This window comes from Cryptosporangium japonicum (assembly GCF_039524755.1).
Taxonomy (GTDB): Bacteria; Actinomycetota; Actinomycetes; order Mycobacteriales; family Cryptosporangiaceae; genus Cryptosporangium; species Cryptosporangium japonicum.
Genome location: NZ_BAAAGX010000023.1, coordinates 228,790 through 250,239, shown reverse-complemented (window position 1 = coordinate 250,239; position 21,450 = coordinate 228,790). Strand labels below are relative to the sequence as shown.

20 protein-coding genes, 1 tRNA gene and 1 other RNA gene are annotated in these 21,450 nt (G+C 69.2%); 19 read left to right on the top strand and 3 right to left on the bottom strand.

Annotation, left to right across the window (positions count from 1 at the left end; genetic code table 11):
• The first annotated feature begins 71 nt into the window (after nt 1-71).
• The 3 genes from ABD437_RS29005 to ABD437_RS28995 all read left to right on the top strand — a co-directional run bounded on the left by ABD437_RS29005 (nt 72) and on the right by ABD437_RS28995 (nt 3,059).
• Nucleotides 72-869: a GntR family transcriptional regulator gene (locus tag ABD437_RS29005; protein WP_344652103.1), complete on the top strand. Its 798-nt coding sequence runs from the start codon at nt 72-74 to the stop codon at nt 867-869.
• 141 nt (nt 870-1,010) lie between these two features.
• Nucleotides 1,011-2,621, top strand: coding sequence for an alpha/beta hydrolase (locus ABD437_RS29000; protein ID WP_344652102.1), 1,611 nt, complete (start codon nt 1,011-1,013; stop codon nt 2,619-2,621).
• Between the two features lie 66 nt (nt 2,622-2,687).
• Nucleotides 2,688-3,059 carry a VOC family protein gene (locus ABD437_RS28995; RefSeq protein WP_344652101.1) on the top strand — a complete coding sequence of 124 codons (372 nt, stop codon included), beginning with the start codon at nt 2,688-2,690 and terminating at the stop codon, nt 3,057-3,059.
• Here ABD437_RS28995 and ABD437_RS28990 read toward each other — a convergent pair.
• The gene (locus ABD437_RS28990; RefSeq protein ID WP_344652100.1) at nt 3,056-4,117 is read right to left on the bottom strand and encodes a class I SAM-dependent methyltransferase; all 1,062 of its coding nucleotides are present in this window, start codon (nt 4,115-4,117) and stop codon (nt 3,056-3,058) included. The two genes, ABD437_RS28995 and ABD437_RS28990, sit on opposite strands and share 4 nt — an antisense overlap.
• Before the next feature lie 147 nt (nt 4,118-4,264).
• Here ABD437_RS28990 and ABD437_RS28985 point away from each other — a divergent pair, with 147 nt between their 5' ends.
• From ABD437_RS28985 to ABD437_RS28970, 4 genes are all read left to right on the top strand, one after another.
• Nucleotides 4,265-5,293, top strand: coding sequence for an ABC transporter substrate-binding protein (locus tag ABD437_RS28985; protein ID WP_344652233.1), 1,029 nt, complete (start codon nt 4,265-4,267; stop codon nt 5,291-5,293).
• Entirely contained in the window at nt 5,290-6,027 is a 738-nt protein-coding gene (locus ABD437_RS28980) for an ABC transporter ATP-binding protein (protein ID WP_344652099.1), read from the top strand. The genes ABD437_RS28985 and ABD437_RS28980 overlap by 4 nt, the downstream gene beginning before the upstream one ends.
• Nucleotides 6,017-6,907, top strand: coding sequence for an ABC transporter permease (locus tag ABD437_RS28975; RefSeq protein ID WP_344652098.1), 891 nt, complete (start codon nt 6,017-6,019; stop codon nt 6,905-6,907). Before ABD437_RS28980 ends, ABD437_RS28975 begins: the two co-directional genes overlap by 11 nt.
• Nucleotides 6,908-7,020: 113 nt before the next feature.
• Nucleotides 7,021-7,476: an RrF2 family transcriptional regulator gene (locus ABD437_RS28970; protein ID WP_344652097.1), complete on the top strand. Its 456-nt coding sequence runs from the start codon at nt 7,021-7,023 to the stop codon at nt 7,474-7,476.
• 6 nt (nt 7,477-7,482) lie between these two features.
• Here the strand turns inward: ABD437_RS28970 and ABD437_RS28965 are convergent, their stop codons facing one another.
• Complete coding sequence (locus ABD437_RS28965) at nt 7,483-7,641, bottom strand: hypothetical protein (RefSeq protein ID WP_344652096.1); 159 nt, start codon at nt 7,639-7,641, stop codon at nt 7,483-7,485.
• Between the two features lie 295 nt (nt 7,642-7,936).
• On the opposite strand from ABD437_RS28965, the gene ABD437_RS28960 reads away from it, so the two are divergent.
• Together ABD437_RS28960 and ABD437_RS28955 are read left to right on the top strand one after the other, a co-directional pair.
• Complete coding sequence (locus ABD437_RS28960) at nt 7,937-8,326, top strand: macro domain-containing protein (protein ID WP_344652095.1); 390 nt, start codon at nt 7,937-7,939, stop codon at nt 8,324-8,326.
• A gap of 305 nt (nt 8,327-8,631) precedes the next feature.
• Nucleotides 8,632-10,059, top strand: a complete 1,428-nt coding sequence (locus tag ABD437_RS28955) for a DNA sulfur modification protein DndB (RefSeq protein WP_344652094.1) — start codon at nt 8,632-8,634, stop codon at nt 10,057-10,059.
• A gap of 69 nt (nt 10,060-10,128) precedes the next feature.
• On the opposite strand, the gene ABD437_RS28950 is transcribed toward ABD437_RS28955, so the two are convergent.
• Nucleotides 10,129-10,216 (bottom strand) — tRNA-Ser (locus ABD437_RS28950).
• 240 nt (nt 10,217-10,456) lie between these two features.
• On the opposite strand from ABD437_RS28950, the gene ABD437_RS28945 reads away from it, so the two are divergent.
• The 10 genes from ABD437_RS28945 to ABD437_RS28900 all read left to right on the top strand — a co-directional run bounded on the left by ABD437_RS28945 (nt 10,457) and on the right by ABD437_RS28900 (nt 21,448).
• Nucleotides 10,457-11,479: a glycoside hydrolase family 18 protein gene (locus ABD437_RS28945; RefSeq protein WP_344652093.1), complete on the top strand. Its 1,023-nt coding sequence runs from the start codon at nt 10,457-10,459 to the stop codon at nt 11,477-11,479.
• 42 nt (nt 11,480-11,521) lie between these two features.
• An RNA gene (ffs, locus tag ABD437_RS28940) (signal recognition particle sRNA small type) lies at nt 11,522-11,618 on the top strand.
• 29 nt (nt 11,619-11,647) lie between these two features.
• Nucleotides 11,648-14,425 carry a DNA polymerase III subunit gamma and tau gene (locus ABD437_RS28935; RefSeq protein ID WP_344652092.1) on the top strand — a complete coding sequence of 926 codons (2,778 nt, stop codon included), beginning with the start codon at nt 11,648-11,650 and terminating at the stop codon, nt 14,423-14,425.
• A 68-nt stretch (nt 14,426-14,493) separates the two neighbouring features.
• On the top strand, nt 14,494-14,826 hold the full coding sequence (locus tag ABD437_RS28930; RefSeq protein WP_035847661.1) for a YbaB/EbfC family nucleoid-associated protein: 333 nt from the start codon (nt 14,494-14,496) through the stop codon (nt 14,824-14,826).
• Between the two features lie 9 nt (nt 14,827-14,835).
• Nucleotides 14,836-15,435 carry a recombination mediator RecR gene (gene recR, locus ABD437_RS28925; protein WP_035847663.1) on the top strand — a complete coding sequence of 200 codons (600 nt, stop codon included), beginning with the start codon at nt 14,836-14,838 and terminating at the stop codon, nt 15,433-15,435.
• A gap of 238 nt (nt 15,436-15,673) precedes the next feature.
• Nucleotides 15,674-17,350: an ABC transporter substrate-binding protein gene (locus ABD437_RS28920; RefSeq protein ID WP_344652091.1), complete on the top strand. Its 1,677-nt coding sequence runs from the start codon at nt 15,674-15,676 to the stop codon at nt 17,348-17,350.
• Between the two features lie 73 nt (nt 17,351-17,423).
• Entirely contained in the window at nt 17,424-18,428 is a 1,005-nt protein-coding gene (locus ABD437_RS28915) for an ABC transporter permease (protein WP_344652090.1), read from the top strand.
• Nucleotides 18,425-19,342 carry an ABC transporter permease gene (locus ABD437_RS28910; protein ID WP_344652089.1) on the top strand — a complete coding sequence of 306 codons (918 nt, stop codon included), beginning with the start codon at nt 18,425-18,427 and terminating at the stop codon, nt 19,340-19,342. Before ABD437_RS28915 ends, ABD437_RS28910 begins: the two co-directional genes overlap by 4 nt.
• A gap of 4 nt (nt 19,343-19,346) precedes the next feature.
• Entirely contained in the window at nt 19,347-20,348 is a 1,002-nt protein-coding gene (locus ABD437_RS28905; RefSeq protein ID WP_344652088.1) for an ABC transporter ATP-binding protein, read from the top strand.
• Nucleotides 20,345-21,448, top strand: a complete 1,104-nt coding sequence (locus ABD437_RS28900) for an ABC transporter ATP-binding protein (RefSeq protein ID WP_344652087.1) — start codon at nt 20,345-20,347, stop codon at nt 21,446-21,448. Before ABD437_RS28905 ends, ABD437_RS28900 begins: the two co-directional genes overlap by 4 nt.
• The last annotated feature ends 2 nt before the right edge of the window (nt 21,449-21,450 follow it).

The following is a 21,450-nucleotide window of genomic DNA, read 5'->3' as shown; positions in this document are numbered from 1 at the left end:
ACGGCGCCGCGGACGTATGACGTCTTGCCGGTAGGGGTATATGTCCCTTAGATACCGGTAAGGGGGTGTGGATGGTCGAGCCGCCGAAGTCTCAGTACCGGCAAATCGCCGACCTGCTCCGCGAACGCATTGAAACCGGCGTCTACCAGCCCGACGACCCCGTCCCCAGCGAGCCGGAGCTCGCCTCCGAGCTGGGTGTCTCGCGCGTCACCGTGAACAAGGCGATCAGCCTGCTCCGCACGGCCGGCCTGGTGCGCGTCCGACGCGGGTCCGGCACGTACGTCCGCAGCACCCCGCGGATCACCCGCGACGCCCGCTACCGCTACGCCAACCCGCGCGCCGCCGAGCTCGAGGGTCGGGCGCTCGGCCTCTCGCCCCGGGCCGAGTGCACCGAGGTGAGCAAGGTCGAGGCGTCCACCGAGGTCGCCGTCGCGCTCGGCATCGACGCGGGTGACCCGGTCGTGGTGCGCCACCGCCGGTTGTTCGCCGACGACGAGCCCACCCGGCTCGCCGACGCCTACCTTCCCTGGGACATCGCCGAGGACGCCGGGCTGCTCGAACCCGACGGCGCCGAACTGCTCGAGTCCGACGCCGGAAGCGGCGCCGTCTACGCGTACCTGGCCGAGCGGGGGCACGGCCCGGCGCGGTTCGACGAGGACGTGACGGTGCGGGTGGCGTCCGACGCCGAGGCCCGCGCCCTGGACCTGGAGGACGGCCAGCCGGTCATCCACATCACGCACGTCGCGCGGGACGCCGACGACCGCCCGGTGGAGGTCGCGCTGCACGTCATGCCGGCGCACCTGTGGCGGCTGCACTACGACTGGTCCGCCCTGTACGACGACGAATACGGGGCTGAAAGCGACGACTAATCCGGGTTATACGAACCGCGCAGAATAAACCCGGTACGCGGTCATCCGGGGGTTTATCGAATTACTGGCTGTGAAGCGGCTGTGGCTCCGCCAGGATCGGCACGGTCAGCAGTCGACCCTCGCTGAGCACGGAGGCTTTTTATGGGACGACGCTCAGCACTGGCTGTCGTCGGGATCGCCTTAGCCGGGCTGATCTCGCCGGCGCTGGTGTCACCGGCCGTCGCAGCGCCACTCACCGCGCCACAAGCGCAGGCACCCGCCCCGATCACCTGGACGGCGTGCGCCACCGAGACCTACCCCACGCTCCAGTGCGGCAAGGTCTCCGTCCCGCTCGATTACGACAACCCGAGCGGCCGCAAGATCACGCTCGCGGTCTCTCGCATACCGCACACCGCGGCCACGTCGCAGGGTGCCTTGCTCGTCAACCCCGGTGGTCCGGGCGGCTCCGGGCTCTCGCTCGCCGGTTTCGTCGCCAAGAACCTGCCGAAGGAGGTCGCCGCACAGTACGACGTCATCGGGTTCGACCCGCGTGGGGTCGGTAAGAGCGAACCCGCTCTCAACTGCGCGGAGGGCTTCTTCAAGCCGGTCCGGCCCGACTCGGTGCCGAAGACCAAGGCCGACATGGAGGCCAACCTCAAGCGGGTGAAGAGCCTCGCCGCGAACTGCGGGGCGAAGTACGGCAGCCTGCTGAAGTACATCGACACGCTCAGCGCCGTGAAGGACATGGACCAGATCCGGCTGGGCCTCGGCGCCAAGACGATCAACTACTTCGGGTACTCGTACGGCACCTACCTCGGTGCGGTCTACGCGAAGCTGTTCCCGAAGAACGTCCGGCGGATGGTGCTGGACAGCGTCGTCGACCCGACCGGTGTCTGGTACGAGGACAACCTCCAGCAGGACTACGCGTTCGACGCCCGCCACCAGGCATTCGCCACGTGGGTGGCCAAGCACGACGCGAACTACCACCTCGGCACGTCCGAGGACGTCGTCCTGGAGAAGTGGTACGCCACGCGGGCCGCGCTGAAGGCCAAGCCGGCCGGTGGGGTCGTCGGGCCGTCGGAGTTCGAGGACACCTACATCCCCGGCGGCTACTACAACGGCTACTGGCCCTTCCTGGCCGACGCGCTCGCGGCCTACGTCAACAACAAGGACGAGGCGGCGCTCGTCGACGTCTACGAGGCGTTCGGCGCGATCGACGCGAGCGGGGAGAACGGCTACAGCGTCTACGCCGCGGTGCAGTGCCGCGACGCGAAGTGGCCGAAGAACTGGTCGACGTGGGTCAACGACAACTGGGAGGTGTACAAGAAGGCGCCGTTCATGGCGTGGAACAACGCCTGGTACAACGCCCCCTGCGCGTTCTGGCCGGTCAAGAGCCTGCAGCCGATCGACGTCTCGAACTCGAAGGTCGAGTCGGTGCTGATCTTCCAGGCCACTGACGACGCCGCGACGCCGTACCCGGGCGCCGAGGTCGTGCGGCGGAAGATCAAGAACTCGCGGCTGGTCGTCGAGAAGGAGGGCGGCAACCACGGCATCACGCTGAGCGGCAACGCCTGCCTGGACAAGTACCTGGCCGACTACCTGGCGACCGGGGCGCGACCGGACGGCCCGGGCATCGTCGACGCGACGTGCGCCGCGCTGCCCGACCCGGAGCCGCCGGCGGCGACGACGCAGGCCGGTTCCACGGCCAAGGCGGCGTCCCGGGCCGGCCGCGGCACGATCCATGAATATGTTTCTGCTCGGGCAGTAGAGTAGAAGCTTCACTTTCCGGGCATTCTGGGCACGGGCGACAACGCAGTCGCCCGTGCTCAGGGGGTCCGAATGATCTCTCACATCAACTGTGTCGTCCTCTATGTCCGTGACCAGCAGCGGTCGCTCGAGTTCTACGTCGACACGCTGGGTTGGGACCTACGCACGGACGCATTGATGGCCGACGGCACGCGCTGGATCGACGTCGCGCCACCTCGCGCGCGCACCCGGGTCGCGCTCATCGCCCCGCCCGGGGGGTACGTGTTCCCCGACACGGCGGCCGCGCCGTGCACCCTGACCACGGAAGACGCCCAGGCGACGTTCCACGACCTCAAGGGTCGGGGCGTCGAGGTCACCGAGCCGGTGGTCGAGGCGTGGGCGACGTACCTGACGGTCACCGACCCGGACGGCTACATCTACGTGGTCGGCGAGAACCACGATTAGCGGGTAGCGCGCTTGTCCGGCAGGCGCAGGACGTGGTCGCGGATGTCGCCGCCGACGCCGGTCGACAGGGTCTTGCCGGCCGCGTGCAGCTCGCGCACCGCGGCCCTGATCTGCGCCGTGTCGGCGGTGCCGAACAGCCCGTCGAGCACCTCGCGCGGCCGGTCGGAGATGCGGAATTCGCCGACCCGGCGCCGGGTGGCCAGCAGGTTCTGCTTGAGGCTCTCGACGACGGCCCGCTCCTCGTGCTGCTCCGCGCCGACCGCGAGCCGTTCGGCGCTCTGCAGTCCTTCGACCACCAACTGCGCTTTCGGCTTCTTCGTCGCACCGGCCTGACGTAACGTCCGGCGCCAGCCGCGGCGTGCGCGTGCCACCGCGTCGGCGAAGGCCCAGGCCCCGTGCGGCTGCTTGGTGACGAGGATCAGCCAGAACACCGGTTCGTCGTTCGGGTTCACCCGCACGGCGGCCGGCCAGGCGCGCCCGGGCAGCGCCGCCTCGAGCCGACGCAGGTACCCGCGCACCGCCGCGCCGGGGCCACCGGAGTGGAACTCGGTGCGCCACTCCGGCCCGAGGGCGCGATCGAGCTTGTCGAGCGCGGTCTGCGAACGTCCGTTGCCGACGAGGTTCGCGGCCGCGCGCTTGATCGCGTCCGCGCGGATGAACGCGATGACGTCGCTGCTCGGCCACCGCCCGGCGCGTGGTCCGGAGAGCAGCGCGGTGAGGTCGCCGAGCGGGAGCGTGCCCGACGTGACGTCGAGGATCAGGAGCAGCGCGGCCTGCTCGGCCTCGGTGAGGAGCTCGGGGAGCGCGCCGACGACGGTGCCGCGCCGGGCGTCGAGATCGGCGGCCAGCAACGGTTTCAGCGCGGCCGGACTTTCGTCGAAATGAATCAGTTTCGCCTCGGGCAGGTCGCCGACGGCAAATGCGCCGGCGGGCGCCGTGATCACGACCGGCGGAGCAGTGACGCGACCTTTTGTGGCGGTACGTAACCAAGAGTTCAGATAAGTGCCGAAGAACTGCTGCAGCAACAATGCCGACGACTGCCGCGAGGCCACGAGCACGTCACTACTTTCCCATGGTTCACGGCAGCTGTGCTGCTCGACTCAGCGGTATTGACGGTGGGACATCGAGCCTGCAATCTCTACCGAGCAACTAGGTCTTATCTGGCCACCATATTCTGGGGAGATGCCGTGATTACGCGCCGCCAACTGTTGGCAGGCTCTGCTTCGCTCGGGCTGCTGGGTGCGCTCGCGGCTTGCGGTGACGACGACTCGGAGGCCAGTGGCACCGACGGCGTCGCCGGCACGCTCCGGCTCGGCCACTTCCCGAACCTCACCCACGCCACCGCGCTCGTCGGGATCCAGAACGGCCTGTTCACCAAGGCGCTCGGCAGCCAGACCAAGCTGGAGACCAAGCAGTTCAACGCCGGCCCGGCCGCGATCGAGCAGATCTTCGCCGAGGGTCTGGACGCGACTTACATCGGTCCCAACCCGACGGTGAACGCGTTCGCGAAGAGCAAGGGCGAGGTCATCCGGGTCATCGCCGGTGCCGCGTCCGGCGGTGTGGCCTTCGTCGTGAAGAAGGGCATCACCGAGGCCAACCTCAAGGGCAAGAAGATCGGCACGCCGCAGCTGGGCAACACCCAGGACGTCGCGCTGCGGTACTGGCTCAAGGAGAAGGGCCTGACCGCGACGAAGGACGGCGGCGGCGACGTCAAGATCCAGCCGCAGGAGAACGCCCAGATCCTGGAGAAGTTCACCGCCGGTCAGCTCGACGGCGCGTGGGTGCCGGAGCCGTGGGTGAGCCGCCTGGTCTCCGCAGGCGGCGAGATCCTGATCGACGAGCGCGACCTCTGGCCGGACAAGCGCTTCGTCATCACGAACCTGATCGTCCGCACCGAGTTCCTCAAGAAGTACCCGAAGACGGTCAAAGCGCTCCTGCAGGGACACGTCGACGCGAACGACTCGATCAAGAGCGACGCCGCCGGCGCGCAGAAGGCCGTGTCCGAGCAGATCGGCAAGCTCACCGGCAAGCCGCTCAAGCTCGACGTCATCACCAAGGCGTGGCCGACGCTGGAGTTCCTCAACGACCCGATCGCGTCCTCGCTAACCACCGGCGCGAAGCACGCCGAGGAGATCGGCCTGCTCGACAAGGTCGACCTGAACGGCCTCTACGACCTGAAGCTGCTCAACGAGGTGCTCGCCGCGAAGGGCGAGACCGCGGTGACACAGCCGTGACCGTCGCCGTCGATCTCCGTGGCGTCTCCAAGCGCTACCCGGGCGGAACGGTTGCGTTGTCCGGCGTCGACCTCGCAGTGCGGCCGGGTGAGTTCGTCTGCCTCGTCGGAGCGTCGGGCTGTGGCAAATCGACGCTCCTGAACCTGGTCGCCGGGCTCGACTCGGTGACCGACGGTTCGATCGAGGTCGACGGTGGACGGGCCGCGTTCATGTTCCAGGAGCCGGCGCTGTTCCCCTGGCTCAAGGTCGGACAGAACGTGGAAGTGCCGCTCAAGCTGCGCGGGGTGGGGCGGGCTTCGCGGCGAGCCAGGGCCCGGGAGCTGCTGGAGACCGTGCGGCTCGGCGACGTGGTGGACAAGCGTCCGCACGAGCTCTCCGGCGGGATGCGTCAGCGGGTGGCGCTGGCCCGCACCCTGGCGCACGACGCCGGGGTGCTGCTGATGGACGAGCCGTTCGCGGCCCTGGACGCGATGACGCGCGACGCGCTGCACGACGAGCTCGAGCGGGTGTGGCTGGAGCGCAACCTCACGGTGCTGTTCGTCACCCACAACGTGAGCGAGGCCGTGCGGCTCGGTGACCGGATCATCCTGCTGGCCAGCCGGCCCGGTCGGGTGATCGAGGAGTTCGAGGTCGAAGCGCCCCGGCCGCGGCGGCTGGATTCACCGGACGTCGCCGCGCTGGCCGGCCGGGTGACCGAGCGGTTGAAGGAAGAGGTGCGACGCCATGTCGGCTGATGTCTCCGCCGGCCGGACCGGCGGCGAGCCGGACGCGATAGCCGAGGAACTCGCCGGGCTCGACGCGCTGGAGGCCGCGCCGGAGCGCAGTGACCGCGGCCGACGTCTCTGGCGGAGCACCTGGCCGAAGGTGCTCGCGATCGCCATCGGGATCGCGGCCTGGCAGATCGTCGTGGAGACCGGATGGCGCCCGCGCAGCATCCTCGCGCCGCCGACCGAGGTGTTCCCGTCGCTGTGGGAGATGATCCAAACCGGCACGTTCTGGGGCCAGGTCGCCACGACGATGCAGCGGGCGATCCTCGGGTTCGCCGTCGCGGTCGCGATCGGTCTGGTCATCGGGTTCGCGGTGGCCCGATTCACGGTGCTGCGCGCGGCGTTCGGGTCGCTGATCACCGGTCTGCAGACGATGCCGTCGATCGCCTGGTTCCCGCTGGCGATCGTGCTGTTCCAGGGCGGCGACTCGGCGATCTTCTTCGTGATCGTGCTCGGCGCCGCGCCGTCGGTCGCCAACGGCGTCCTGGCCGGCGTCGACTACGTGCCGCCGTTGCTCGTCCGCGCCGGACGCAACATGGGCGCGAGCGGGTTCGGGTTGTACCGGACGGTCATCGGCCCGGCGTCGTTCCCGGCGATCCTGGCCGGACTCAAGCAGGGCTGGGCGTTCTCCTGGCGCAGCCTGATGGCCGGTGAGCTGATCGTCCCGATCGGCGAGGCCGGCGGGCTCGGCACCCTGCTCACGGTGACCCGTGAGTTGTCGGAGTACGCCCAGATGCTCGGCGTCATGATCGTCATCCTGATCATCGGGATCATCGCCGACGGCGTGTTCGGGTGGGCGAACAATTCGCTCCGGCGGCGCTGGGGACTGGACTCCGACCGCACCTGAGCAGTGCCGATCGCGCTGGGTAGCCGGAATCATTCCGGAGTGTTCCGGCAAATCCCATGCATTCGGTCGGGGGTGAGTGGGACGCGCGGCCCGCGAACCGGCATGATGGGTTGGTGCAGATATCGGCTCGGGCGGAGTACGCGGTACGCGCGATGTTGGCGCTGGCCGCGAACGATCCCACGACGTCAACTGCCCAGGCTCTCGCGGACGAACAGGGGCTACCGCGGAAGTTCCTCGAGGCAATCCTTTCCGACCTTCGTCGGGGTGGACTGGTGCGCAGCCAACGCGGCGCCGAAGGCGGGTACCGGCTGGCGCGTCCGTCCGACTCCATCGCCATCGGTGAAGTGCTCCGAGTGGTCGACGGACCGCTGGCCGGCGTCCGCGGTGAGCGGCCGGAAGCCGCGGTCTACGCGGGTGCGGCGCAGAACCTGCAGACCGTCTGGGTGGCGGTGCGTGCCGCGGTCCGCAACGTGCTGGACGAGGTGACGCTGGCCGACGTGTTGTCGGGCACCTTCCCGTCGCACGTGAGCGAGATGGTGGCGGCCCCGGGGGCGTGGGCGCCGCGCTGAGCGCTTTCAGGCTCCGGCGTGGTCGGCGCCGGCGAGCGCGTAAGCCGCCGCGGTCTCGACGGAACGCGGGCGCTCGACCGAGCCCTGCTCTTCCCATTCGATCCGCGCGGCCAGCTCCAGGTACCGGTCGACCTCGTACGCGCTGTCGATCGAGTTGCCGTACATGGTGACCTCCGCCGTTGGGGGTGTTCGTCGTCTGCGTCACACTTAACGGCCGCGAAAGTGCTCAAACGGGTTCGACCGGGTTGCGTACCGGTAGCAGTGATCTTTTGTCGTGAGGCGAACACTCGCTGCGTGCCCGCGACGAACGACGCGCACCGACGAACGGCGCACGCTGGTGGCAGCCGACGGGCCGGGGCCCACCCCGACCCGACGGTGCGTCAGGGGTGGCGCAGGGTCCGGCCTTGATGCCCGGGGCCGGACCCGGCTTCCTGTCGTACCCGGGTCCTACCGTGGCGAGATGCTGGTGGACGTCGAGGGTGATCTGCTCGAGACCCGCGCGGATGCGCTGGTCAACGCCGTCAACACGGTCGGCGTCATGGGCAAGGGAATCGCGCTGGACTTCAAGCGCGCGTTCCCGTCCAACTTCCGCGCCTACGCCGACTCCCGGTACGTGGTCAACTTCCCCACCAAGGCCCACTGGCGGAGCAAATCAACACTGGCCGACGTCGAAGCCGGCCTCCGCGACCTCCGCCGCGTCGTCCTCGAACTCGGCGTCCAGTCGGTCGCGGTTCCCGCACTGGGGTGCGGAAACGGCGGCTTGCCGTGGTCACGGGTCCGTCCGTTGATCGACGAGGCCCTGGGAGATCTCCCGGGCGTCGAGGTCCTGCTGTTCGCGCCCGGCAAGTAGGCGGGAAACGGCGAAGGCCTGGCACCCCGTCCGTGGGTCCGGGCTTTCTCGTACGGGTTGCTGCGGCCGCGCCTCGGCTCAGGTCGGGGCTGCCGCATCCGATGCCTCGATGGATCGACATCGCCGTCGGGGGAGGCAGTGGGCGCGGACGGGTGCCACCGGGCAGAAAATAGGCCAGGCCTTTTTCTCCGCGAATAAACTGCTAATCTCTACAAAGACAGCGCGGCCCGGCGCATCACTTGTCCAGAGCGCTCGCCGGGCCGCATCGCGCGAACGCCTCGTTCGCACTACTTGGAGGTTAACCCTTGACCACCCCGGCCAACACCGCGCCGCTCGACGTCTCCGACCTGCGCGGCCTGGACATCCCCTCGGGGATCAAGTTCCAGAAGCTCGCCTTCATGACCTACGCCGGGGTCATGAAGAAGGTGACCTTCCCGGTGACCTTCCAGGAGGTCGCGGAGCAGTTCACTTTCAACCGACTGCTCAACCGGCACGACTACGACCTCGACAGCACCGACGTGCCGGGCAACCGGGACATCACCGAGTCCCACTGGAAGAAGATCATCGAGGGGATCAAGTCGACCGACCGGCCCTACCTCGGAACGCTCACGGTGGCTCTCGACGAGCAGCACTGCCACATCGAGAGCCTGAAGAAGATCTCCGACTACGTCGAGCTGGTCATGGTGACCGTCTACGAGAACGCGCCGAACCCGCTGATCGAGGACGGTCAGCACCGCATCAAGATGGCCACGGAGCTGTGGCCGCTGGTCAAGAACGCGGTCGAGGGACACGACGCCGAGGTGCGTCACTTCCTGGAGAAGACGTCGCTCGAGATGACGGTTCTCCTCGAGGACGACGCCGATGCGCTGGGAACGATCTTCGTCCGGATGGGGTCGACGAAGCCGATCTCGCCGAACCTGATCGCGGTCATGGACCGGAGCACGATCCAGAACCGGCTCGGGCTCTACGTCACGCGGAACTCCCGGCTGCTCAGCGACCGGGTGTCCTACCTCTCGACCACGGCCTCGAAGAAGCTCGCCGCTGAGAAGGGGCGAAAGTTCGAGGACCTGTACCCCGCCGCCGCGGTTCGGTCCGCTGCCGCCTCAATGGCCGGTGTCGGTGTCCGCGACCGGTCGCCCGAGCAGCGCGAGAACATCCTCAAGGCGATCGTCGAGGAGAAGGCCCGGATCGAAGGGCTCGACGAGAACGGCGCGATCGACGCCATCGGCAAGGAAATCATCGCCACGCTCGACTACGCCTACGAGCGCATCCCGGGCTGGCGGCAGCTGCACGCCCGCACGATCGACGTCGCCCAGTTCAAGAAGCAGTACGTGCACTCGTCGGCGGCCGGACTGCACGTCATCGCGAACGTCATCGCGGCTGGGCGCTCACAGGGGCTCAGCCCGCACCTCGTCGTCGACGGGCTGGCGAAGCTGCCCTGGGACCGGACCGCCCTCCGCGCCGCGAAGGACGAGAACGGTCAGAAGGTCGAGGTGCACGAGTTCTTCGAGGGCACCCTGGCGTCCACGTCGTACGACACCAAGATCGGCGCGTGGCGTGCCGGTACCGGCGGTGCGACGCGGTCGAACTACGAACCGGCCATCGACAAGGTGCTCCGTCACCTGGCGAGCCAGGACAAGGCGCTCGCTGCGCTCGGTACCCGCCCGGCCGCGGTGGCGATCGGTCTCGTCAGCGACCGGCCCGGCCGGGGTCGCCCCCGTAAGGCGGGCTGACACCCCGGCTAGCACGAAGGCCCGGTCCATCCGTGGACCGGGCCTTTCGTTGTGCCTGGTCAGCCAGGCTGGCGGAGGATACGAGATTCGAACTCGTGAGGGGTTGCCCCCAACACGCTTTCCAAGCGTGCGCCCTAGGCCTCTAGGCGAATCCTCCGCCGGACAGGTTACCGGACGCGCGGCCGTGGTTCGTACGCCGGTGTCCCCGGCGCACAGCTCGCTCTTGCCCGGACCCGCCACGATCGGTGTCGACAAGGCCGATGACCCCAGGTCTCCGTCCGTGCTCGCTCGATGACACGATGACGCCGGCGGGCTTGGGCAGCCCGGGTAGCGCCCGGCAGTGGCAGGAGGACTCGTGGCGAGGGGCCAGCGGAGGCGGAACGAAAACGGCCGGTGGGTGCTGATCGGGGTCGCGGTCGTCGCGATTCTCGCGGCCGCGGCCACGGCGGTCGTCTTCTTGCGCAACGGGGACGACGACAAGAGCGGCACCGTCACGGCGAAGACCGAGTTGGGCACGGTCTACGCGCCCTACGTCTACGTCACGCTGGCCGACCGGCCGTCGCTCAGCGAGATCGCCCAGAAGACCGGTGCGAACGGCCTGCACCTCGGGTTCGCGATCACCAAGGGCGACGAGTGCGACCTCACCTGGGACGGCACGACCGCGCTCGACAAGTACCAGGACGAGATCGCCGCGGCGGTGAACAAGGGCATCGAGGTGATCGTGTCCACCGGCGGTGCCAGCGGAGGTGACGTCGCCCAGGCCTGTGGAGACGCCGAGACCACGCAGGAGCAGCTGCAGAAGCTGGTCGACCTCGGCGTCCGGTACCTGGACTTCGACGTCGAAGGCGAGGAACGGGTGGCCGACGCCGAGGCCAACGAGGTGCGCGCCAAGGCGATCCTCGCGCTGCAGCAGAAGAACCCCGACCTGAAGGTGTCGTTCACGCTCGCCGCGGCGTCGCCCACCGACGCGACCACGGCCGCCGGTGCGGCGAACACCGCCCCGTGGGTCGCGGCCGTCGACGCCGGCGTGGCGATCGACCGCATCAACCTGATGACGATGAACTTCGGTGGCACCGTCGCGCCCCAGGACATGGCGGCGGCGGCCACCGCGGCCGCCACCGGTCTGCACTCGCAGATCGAGACCATCCAGGGCATCGACTCCGCGGACGCCTGGGGCATGGTCGGTATCACGCCGATGATCGGTGTGAACGACCTCACCACCGAGACGTTCTCGCTGGACAACGCGAAGACCGTCACCGAGTTCGCGACCAAGAACAGCGTCGGGATGCTCAGCTACTGGTCGGCCGGGCGCGACACGCAATGCGGTGCCGACGTCACGAAGCAGCCGGTCGCGAACTGCAGCGGCGTCGACCAGGACGAGTACGCGTTCGCGTCGATCTTCCAGGGCGTGCTCCAGTGAGGGGCCGTCCCGGGTAGCCGACCCGCTACGGGTAGACTCCAACCCAGCCCCTCGTGCGGCGCGTAACCTGTGAACCTCCCCAGGGCCGGAAGGCAGCAAGGATAAGCGGGCTCTGGCGGGTGCACGAGGGGTCCTTCATTTGTCGGACCCGCGTGGGAGGCTTGCTCCGTGGCCAACCGCGCTCTCTACCGCAAGTACCGGCCTCGCACGTTTGCCGAGGTCATCGGTCAGGAACACGTCACCGCACCGCTCATCCAGGCGCTGAAGAACGGCAAGCTCAACCACGCCTACCTCTTCTCCGGCCCGCGCGGCTGCGGCAAGACGTCCAGTGCCCGGATTCTCGCCCGGTCGCTCAACTGCGTTAACGGTCCCACGCCGGATCCCTGCGGGGTCTGCGATTCCTGCCTCGCGCTGGCGCCCGACGGCCCGGGCTCGCTCGACGTCGTCGAGATCGACGCGGCCAGCCACGGCGGTGTGGACGACGCCCGTGATCTGCGCGAGCGCGCGTTCTTCGCGCCGGTCAACAGCCGGTTCAAGGTCTACGTGATCGACGAGGCCCACATGGTCTCGTCGCAGGGCTTCAACGCGCTGCTCAAGCTCGTCGAAGAGCCGCCCGATTTCGTCAAGTTCGTGTTCGCGACCACCGAACCCGACAAGGTGCTGCAGACCATCCGGTCGCGCACTCACCACTACCCGTTCCGGCTGATCCCACCGAGCACGATGGTCGGGCTGCTCGATCGCATCTGCACCGACGAGAAGGTGCAGATCGAGAAGAGCGTGCTGCCGCTCGTCGTCCGGGCCGGTGGTGGGTCGGCGCGTGATTCGCTGTCGATCCTCGACCAGCTGCTCGCCGGCGCCGGCACCGACGGCGTCACCTACCAGCACGCGGTCGCGCTGCTGGGGGTCACCGATTCGGGCCTGCTCGACGAGGCCACCGGCGCGCTGGCCGCCGACGACGGCGCCGCGCTCTACGGCGTCGTCGACCGGGTGGTCGAGGCCGGGCACGATCCCCGGCGGTTCGCGTCCGATCTGCTCGAGCGGCTCCGTGACCTGGTGATCCTCGCCACCGTGCCCGACGCCGCCGCGAAGGGCCTGGTCGACGCACCCGCCGACGAACTGGAGCGGATGACGCTCGTGGCCAACCAGCTCGGGGTGGCCACCGCGTCCCGGATGGCCGACGTCGTGCACAACGGGCTGGTCGAGATGCGTGGCACCACGTCGCCGCGGCTGCTGCTCGAGCTCGTCTGCGCGCGGATGATCCTGCCGGCCGCCGACGAGAGCCACGCCGCGTTGCTGCAGCGGCTCGAGCGCCTGGAGCGGCGGCTCGCGATCGGGGCCGAGGGTGGATTCCCGCCGGCGGCGGTGGCCACGGTTCGCGCCCCGATGCCGACGTCGGGTGAGTCGGCGCCGGTCGCTGAGCCTCCGCGTCCCACGCCGCCCCCGGTCACGCCACCGCGGCCCGCCGCGGAGAGCGGCTCGGCGCCGATGGCGGTGGTGCCCACGCAGACTCCGGCTCCGATCTCCCGGCCCGCCCCGGCTGCTCCTGGCGCGGGTGAGGCGGTCGCCGATGCGGTGTCGGCCAGCCCGGTGTCGCCGGCTCCGGCGGCGGCTCCGGTGTCCGGTGGCCCGGCGGCTGGTTCGGTCTCGGCCGGTTCGGGGCCCGGTGGCCACGCCGCTGCCGGTGGCCCAGCGGCAAGTGGCCCAGCGGCAAGTGGCCCGGCGGCAAGTGGCCCGGCGGCTGGTGGCTCGGCGGCTGGTGGCTCGGCGGCTGGTGGCTCCGCGGTTGCGGCCGGTCCCGCGGCGGGCTCGGCGGGTGGCCCCGCGGTGGCGGCGAGCCAGCCCGCGCCGGCTAGTCAGCCGGTAGCAGCGAGCCGGCCGGTAGCAGCGGGCCAGCCGGTGGCGCCGCACGGGGCGGCTCCGCGGCCCGGGGTGGCCGGGCCGGCGGTCGCGGCTGCGGCGGCGGCCACCAGCGGGATGGATGCGGCGCAGGTGCGTCAGGTCTGGCCGCAGATCGTCGACCAGACCAAACAGCACAGCCGCATGGTCTGGGCGCTCGTGCAGAACGCCACCCCGCGCGAGGTGCGGGGGGACGAACTCGTCGTCGGGGTGAAGCACCAGGGTGAGGTGCGGCGCCTGTCGGACGACAAGTGCACATCGGTGCTGCAGAAGGTGCTGCTCGACGTGCTCGGGGTGCGGTGGCGGATCAAGGCCGAGGTCGACGGTGGCTCCGGTGGGGGTGGCGCTGGTCGGCGCGGGCCCGCTCCGCCGCCGGGGCCGGTACCGATGCCGGCGATGCCGCCGATGCCCACCGCTGCGTCCGCGCCCGCGGGTGCGTCCGGCGGTAGCGACTGGCCGACGATCGCTCCGGTCGGCGGCCAGCCCGTGGCCCCCGCGTCGAACGCCCCGACGAGCGCCTCTCCCGCCACACACGGCTCCGGCGACACCGGCTACGGCGCCGGCGGCGCCGCGCCCGGCGGTTCCGCGCCCGCTGGTTCCGCGCCCGGCGGTTACGGCACCGGTGGCTCCGCACCGGGCGGCTCCGCCTACGGCCCCAACGGCTCCGGCCAAAGCGGCTATGGCCAAAGCGGCTATGGCCAAAGCGCCTCCGGTCAGAGCGGCGCCGGCCAGAGCGGCTATGGCCAAAGCGGCTACGGCGGTCCGGCCGGTGGTCACGGCGGTCCGGCCGGTGGTCACGGCGGCTCCGGTGCCACCGCCCCGGCCTCCCGCGGCGCGAACACCCCGCCCAGAGGCTCGGTCGGCGTCATGGTCGAGGACGACGACGTGCCGCTCCCGCCGGAACCCAGCGACCCCATGTACGACGGGTTCGACCCCGGCGACGAGCCGCTCGACGACGAGGACGAGGCCGGCACCGCGAAGGCCGTCGACTCCGAGAAGGACGCCATCGCGCTGCTCGAACAGCACCTGGGTGCGCGTCAGATCGACTGAAGTACGGGGCCGCTGGCCCCAGCAAGTAGTCTGGAAAACGTCGTCCGTCGCCGAAGAGGGAGTCCGTCGTGCAACCCGGTGGTCAGCTCGACATGCAGGCGATTCTCGCCCAGGCGCAGCAGATGCAGCAGCACATCATGGAAGCCCAGGCCCAGCTGGCCGAGGCCGAGTTCACCGGCGTCGCCGGTGGCGGCCTGGTCACCGCGACCGTGACGGGCACCGGTGAGCTCACCGGGCTGGCCATCCAGCCCGCCGCGGTCGACCCGGAGGACACCGAGACCCTCGCCGACCTGGTGGTCGCGGCGGTCCGGGCCGCCAACGCCGAGGCGCAGAAAGCCGCCGCCGATTCGATGGGGCCGTTGGCGGGCGGGTTGCCCGGCCTGCCCGGCCTGGGGATGTAGAGGTACCCGTTGTACGAAGGGGCCGTTCAGGACCTCATCGACGAGCTGGGTCGGCTGCCCGGCGTCGGCCCGAAGAGCGCCCAGCGGATCGCGTTCCACATCCTCAACGCCGACCCGGTCGACGTGAAGCGGCTCGCCGAGGTGCTCAACCGGGTCAAAGTGGAGGTCCGGTTCTGCCGGATCTGCTTCAACATCGCCGAGTCCGACGAGTGTCGGGTGTGTCGTGACGCGCGCCGGGGCGACGACGTGATCTGCGTCGTCGAGGAGCCGAAGGACGTCGTCGCGGTCGAGCGCACCCGCGAGTTCCGCGGGAAGTACCACGTGCTCGGCGGCGCGATCAATCCGCTCGAGGGTGTCGGGCCCGATCAGCTGCGCATCCGGGAGCTGATGACGCGGCTGCAGTCGGGGTTGGTCAAGGAGCTGATCCTGGCGACCGACCCGAACACCGAGGGTGAGGCGACGGCGACGTACCTGGCGCTGCTCGTCAAGCCGATGGGTCTGCGCGTGACGCGGCTCGCCAGCGGCCTGCCGGTCGGCGGTGACCTCGAGTACGCCGACGAGGTCACTCTGGGTCGCGCGTTCTCCGGTCGTCGTTCGCTCGACATCTGACGACATTCCAACGAGCGACCGCTCGAATCGCCCACTCGGCTCGTACTGGCAGGTGCCTACCACGAGCGGAGAAATGCGACTCTCGGTGACGGAACCGTTCCAGATGGATTTGCGACCTGCGCAGTTGCACGCGTCACGTCAAGGATAAGTTCCGCTGTTGCCAATACGTGACATTACGAGGCAGGCACAACCATCCTCGATGCTCCTTTTCGACGGTAGCGTCCCCGCACGTCAAAGGATGTTGAGGGAGGGTTACGTGTACCGAGTCCGACGGGCACTCGCCGCCGCAGTGAGCGTGGGCTTAGCGGTCTCGCTGGCGGCTTGTGCGGACAGCGAGCGAGGTGAAGGCGGGGACGGCAAGAGCGATGCCACCCTGACCATCGCCGGAACCGGGAAGCCGAAAAACTTCGACCCGATCTTCAACGACGACGGCGAAAGCTTCCGGCCGGCTCGTCAGATCTACGACACGCTGATCCAGAACAAGGCGGGCTCCGCCGAGCTGGAGCCGGCGTTGGCGACGAAGTGGGACGTCAGCCCGGACGGTAAGCAGATCACCTTCACTCTCCGCGAGGGTGTGAAGTTCCAGGACGGCACGGACTTCAACGCCGAGGCCGCCTGCTTCAACCTGGACCGCTGGTTCAACATGAAGGGCGCTGCCGCCCAGAGCCAGATGATCTACTACACGGACGTTTTCGGCGGCTTCGCCAAGAACGAGACCGACGCCGCCGGCGACCCGTACTACAAGAGCTGCCAGGCGACGAACCCGACGACCGCGGTCATGAGCCTGAACAAGTTCCGGGGCGCTCTCCCCGCGGCTCTCACGCTCACCGCGTTCTCGATCTCCAGCCCCACCGCGCTGAAGAAGTACGACGCGGACAAGGTCACGCAGTCCGGCGACAGCTTCACCTACGCCGCCTACGCGACCGAGCACCCGGTCGGCACCGGCCCGTACAAGTTCCAGTCGTACGACGCCTCGAACGGCACCACGACGCTGGTCCGCAACGAGGACTACTGGGGCGAGAAGGCCAAGACGGCCAAGCTCGTCATCCGCACCATCGAGCAGGAGTCCGCGCGTAAGCAGGAGCTCGAGTCCGGTGCGGTCGACATCATCGACTTCCCGGCCGCGCAGGACTGGAAGGCGCTCGAGGGCAAGGGCATGAAGGTCGAGGTCCGCCCGGCGTTCAACGTCCTCTACCTCGGTATGAACGAGAAGAACCCGAAGCTGAAGGACCTCCGGGTCCGGCAGGCCATCGCCTACGCGGTCAACCGCGAGCAGCTGGTGAAGACCAAGCTGCCCGAGGGTGCCGAGGTGGCCAAGGAGTTCATGCCCAAGACGCTCACCGGGTACGCCGACGACGTCACCGAGTACAAGTACGACCCGGCCAAGGCCAAGCAGCTGCTCGCCGCCGCCGGTGCGTCGAACCTGTCGCTGAAGTTCTACTACCCGACCGAGGTCACCCGGCCCTACATGCCGGACCCCAAGGCGATCTACACCTCGATCGCCGCGGACCTGACCGCGGTGGGCATCAAGGTCGAGCCGGTCGCTCGCCCGTGGAACGGTGGCTACAAGGACGACATCCAGCAGGCCGGTAAGCACGACCTGCACCTGCTCGGCTGGACCGGCGACTTCAACGACGCCTACAACTTCGTCGGTACGTTCTTCGGCCGGGAGAAGCCGGAGTTCGGCTTCACCGACAAGACCGCGTTCGCCGCGATCGCGGCCGCGGACGCCGAGCCGGACGCCACGAAGCGCGAGGAGGCCTACAAGCAGGTCAACCGTGACCTGCTGGGCAAGTACCTGCCGGCGCTGCCCATCTCGCACTCGCCGCCGGCGATCGCGACCGCGGGCAACATCGACGGTCTCGTCGCGAGCCCGCTGACCGACGAGCGGTTCTACACGGTCTCGAAGAGCTGAGTTCCATCGTCCCCCGGGTCGGGTGTGGGCTGATCCAGCCCGACTCGGGGGACGCTCCCGTTTAAGGACCTAAATGCTTCGGTACGTCGTGCGCCGATTGGTCGGCGTTATCCCGACGCTGTTCGTGCTGTCGTTCCTGCTCTACATCTGGCTGCGTTCGCTGCCGGGCGGGCCGGCGACAGCACTCCTCGGCGACAAGGCCACCCCGGAGAAGATCGCTTCTCTGAACCACACGCTGGGGCTGGATCAGCCCATCTGGGTTCAGTACGCCAAGTTCATCGGGCGCGTGTTCACCGGTGACTTCGGGTCGTCGCTGGCCAGTTCGCGCCCGGTGGGCGCCGAGCTCGCCGACGCGCTGCCGGCCACGATCGAGCTGAGCTTCGCCGCGCTGCTGTTCGCGGTGGCGCTGGGTATCCCGCTGGGTTATCTGTCGGCCAAGCTCCGCGGTGGCTTCTTCGACAACGCGACGGTGATCGCGACGTTGATCGGCGTCGCCGTGCCGGTGTTCTTCCTCGGCTACATGCTCAAGTCGTGGTTCGCGGTGGACCTGGGCTGGCTGCCGCCGTCCGGGCGGGTCACCGCCGGCCTCGATCAGACGAGAATCACCGGCTTCCTCATCCTCGACGGGATCATGACCCGCGAGTGGGACGTCGTCTGGGATGCGCTCAAGCACCTGATCCTGCCGGCGATCACGCTGGGCACGATCCCGCTGGCGGTCATCGTCCGGATCACCCGCGCCTCCGTGCTGGACGTCCTGAACGAGGACTACGTCCGCACCGCCGAGGCGAAGGGCCTCCGGTCACGCACGATCCGTAACCGGCACGTGCTGCGTAACGGTCTGCTGCCGGTGTCGACGACGATCGGTCTGCAGGCCGGCCTGCTGCTCGCGGGCGCGGTGCTCACCGAGAAGGTGTTCGTCTGGGGCGGGATCGGCTCGCTGCTCGCCGAAGGCATCGAGAAACGTGACTACCCGCGGTTGCAGGCGCTGATCCTCGTCGCCGCGTTGACGTACGTGCTGGTCAACCTGCTGGTCGACCTCTCCTACGCACTGATCGACCCCCGGGTGCGTGTGCGATGACGAGTCTGCTGACCCGCAAGAAGGACCGCATCGACGAGCTCGCCGAGCACGGCGACAGCCTCAGCCGGGACGCGTTCCGCCGGCTCTCACGCAACCCGGTGGCGATCCTGGGCGCGGTGATCGTGCTCCTGTTCGTCCTGGTCGCGATCTTCGCTCCGCTGCTGGCGCCGAAGGACCCCTACGTCCGCTACCTGATCGACGAGGTGCGCCAGAACTCGCCGCTGCCGGCGCGGGACGGGTTCCCGCTCGGCGCCGACCAGAACGGCCGGGACGTGCTCAGCCGCCTGATCGTCGGCGCACGTCAGTCGCTGATCGTCGGTGTCGTGGCCACGCTGGCCGGGCTGATCATCGGCATGCTGCTCGGTGGCGTCGCCGGTGCGGTCGGCGGCTGGGTCGACACCGTGCTGATGCGTTTCGTCGACATCCTGCTGTCGGTGCCGAGCCTGCTGCTCGCGATCTCGATCGCCGCGGTCTTCAAGAGCGCCAACCAGTGGACGGTCATCGCCGCGGTCTCGATCGTGTCGGTGCCGATCTTCGCGCGGTTGTTGCGCGGCGCGATGCTGGCCCAACGACATGCCGACCACGTGCTGGCCGCCAGAGCGCTCGGCGTCCCGGAACGGTCGATCGTGTTGCGGCACATGCTGCCCAACTCGCTGTCCTCGGTGATCGTCCAGGCCACGCTGACGCTGGCCACCTCGATCATCGACGCCGCCGCGCTGTCGTTCCTGGGCCTCGGCGACGCCGACCCCAACCGCGCCGAGTGGGGCGCGATGCTGGGTGACGCCCAGACCTACTTCGACATCCAGCCGTCGTTGGCGATCTGGCCGGCGCTCTGCATCATCGTGGTAGCGCTCGGCTTCACCCTGTTCGGTGAGTCGCTCCGTGAGGCTCTCGATCCCAAGAACCGGCGGTAACTCCATGGCTCTCCTCGAGGTCAAGGACCTGACCGTCACGTTCGGACGCCGCGGCGAAAAGCCCGTGCGTGCCGTCGACGGTGTCAGTTTCAGCGTCGAACCGGGCCAGACCGTCGGCCTGGTCGGCGAGTCCGGCTGCGGTAAGTCGGTCACGTCGCTGGCGATCATGGGCCTGCTGCCCAAGCGCGGTGTCGAGGTCGGCGGATCGGCCCAGTTCGAAGACGTCGACCTGTTGAAGTTGTCGACGAACCAGATGCGCGACCGGCGCGGCCGCGACATCGGAATGGTCTTCCAGGACCCGCTGAGCTCGCTCAACCCGGTGCTGCCGATCGGCAAGCAGGTCACCGAGGTGCTCGAGCGGCACCGCAAGATGCACAAGGGCGAGGCGAAGGCCGAGGCCACCGACCTGCTCACCGCGGTCGGCATCCCCGACCCGCAGCGGCGCCTCAAGGACTACCCGCACCACCTGTCCGGCGGTATGCGTCAGCGCGCGTTGATCGCGATCGCGCTCGCCTGTCGTCCGCGTCTGCTGATCGCGGACGAGCCGACCACGGCGCTGGACGTCACCGTGCAGGCCCAGATCCTGGCTCTGCTCGAGCGTCTGGTCGACGAGGTCGGCAGCGCGTTGATCCTGATCACGCACGACCTCGGGGTGGTCGCCGGGCTCTGCGACACGGTGAACGTGCTGTACGCGGGCAAGGTCGTCGAGAACACCGACCGGTACCGGCTGTTCGCCCAGCCCCGGCACCCCTACACGTCGGGCCTGCTCGGGTCGGTGCCGCGGCTGGACGCCCCCCGGGGCCAGGCGCTCACCCCGATCCGCGGTTCGGTGGCCGACGCGCTGCCGTGGGCGGAGGGATGCGCGTTCGCTCCGCGCTGCGACAACAAGATCGACACCTGCGTGTCGTCGACGCCCCAGCTGGAGCCGGACGCCGAGAGCCGTCGGCTGCTGCGGTGCTTCAACCCGGTCGAGAAGCCGGCCGTCGTCGAGGAGGTAACTCAGTGAGCGTCCTTCTAGACGTCAAAGACCTGCAGGTGCACTTCCCGATCAAGCGCGGAGTGTTCTTCGACCGCACGGTGGGGCACGTGCACGCCGTGGACGGTGTCTCGCTGTCGATCGAGCGTGGTGAGACCTACGGCCTGGTCGGCGAGTCCGGCTGCGGCAAGACGACGTTCGGCCGGGGTCTGCTCCGGCTGGTCGAGCCCACCGGCGGTTCCGCGCTGTTCGAGGGCGAGGACCTCCGGGAGCTGAAGGGCGAAGAGCTGCGCAAGGCGCGGCGTCGCATGCAGATGGTCTTCCAGGACCCGCTGTCCAGCCTGGACCCGCGGCAGAACGTCGAGTCGACGCTGTCGGAGGGGCTCAAGGCGCACGGTCTGTGGGGCAAGGACAGCCACCAGACCCTCAAGGAGATCCTGGACGCCGTCGGTCTGCCGGCCAGCGCGCTCCGGCGGTACCCGCACGAATTCTCCGGCGGTCAGCGTCAGCGCATCGGTATCGCGCGGGCCCTGGTGCTCAAGCCCGACCTGATCGTCGCCGACGAGCCGGTCTCCGCGCTCGACGTGTCGGTGCAGGCGCAGGTGCTCAACCTCCTGGAGGACCTCCAGGAGCGCTACGGCCTCACCTACCTGCTGATCGCGCACGACCTCGCGGTCGTGCGGCACACGTCCGACCGGGTCGGCGTGATGTACCTCGGTGGCCTGGTCGAAGAGGCGACGAGCACCGAGCTGTACGAGGAGCCGCTGCACCCGTACACCAAGACGTTGTTGTCCGCGGTGCCGGTGCCGGACCCGCTGGTGGAGGACAACCGGCAGCAGATCCTGCTCGCCGGTGACCTGCCGTCGCCGGCGAACCCGCCGAGCGGCTGCCGGTTCCACACCCGGTGCCCGTGGCGCCAGGAGACGCGCTGCGACACCGAGCGCCCGGAGATGCGCGAGCTCGGCCCGGGGCACCGGGTGGCGTGCCACTGGGCGGAGGACATCCGCGACGGCAAGATCCAGCCGCACGAGGTGCGTCCGGAGCTCGTCGAGGCGTCCGAGGCGCTGGGCGCGTCGAGCGTCCAGACGGTGACGGCGGAGATCGCCGGCACCCTCCCGCCCGGCCACTGACC

Excerpts from the sequence above, each read along its gene's own strand:
- ABD437_RS29005 (WP_344652103.1), top strand. The coding sequence starts at position 72 with ATGGTCGAGCCGCCGAAGTCTCAGTACCGGCAAATCGCCGACCTGCTC.
- ABD437_RS28965 (WP_344652096.1), bottom strand. The coding sequence starts at position 7,641 with ATGTACGGCAACTCGATCGACAGCGCGTACGAGGTCGACCGGTACCTG.
- ABD437_RS28920 (WP_344652091.1), top strand. The coding sequence starts at position 15,674 with ATGTTGAGGGAGGGTTACGTGTACCGAGTCCGACGGGCACTCGCCGCC.
- ABD437_RS28915 (WP_344652090.1), top strand. The coding sequence starts at position 17,424 with ATGCTTCGGTACGTCGTGCGCCGATTGGTCGGCGTTATCCCGACGCTG.
- ABD437_RS28910 (WP_344652089.1), top strand. The coding sequence starts at position 18,425 with ATGACGAGTCTGCTGACCCGCAAGAAGGACCGCATCGACGAGCTCGCC.
- ABD437_RS29000 (WP_344652102.1), top strand. The coding sequence starts at position 1,011 with ATGGGACGACGCTCAGCACTGGCTGTCGTCGGGATCGCCTTAGCCGGG.
- ABD437_RS28995 (WP_344652101.1), top strand. The coding sequence starts at position 2,688 with ATGATCTCTCACATCAACTGTGTCGTCCTCTATGTCCGTGACCAGCAG.
- ABD437_RS28960 (WP_344652095.1), top strand. The coding sequence starts at position 7,937 with ATGCTGGTGGACGTCGAGGGTGATCTGCTCGAGACCCGCGCGGATGCG.
- ABD437_RS28905 (WP_344652088.1), top strand. The coding sequence starts at position 19,347 with ATGGCTCTCCTCGAGGTCAAGGACCTGACCGTCACGTTCGGACGCCGC.
- ABD437_RS28975 (WP_344652098.1), top strand. The coding sequence starts at position 6,017 with ATGTCGGCTGATGTCTCCGCCGGCCGGACCGGCGGCGAGCCGGACGCG.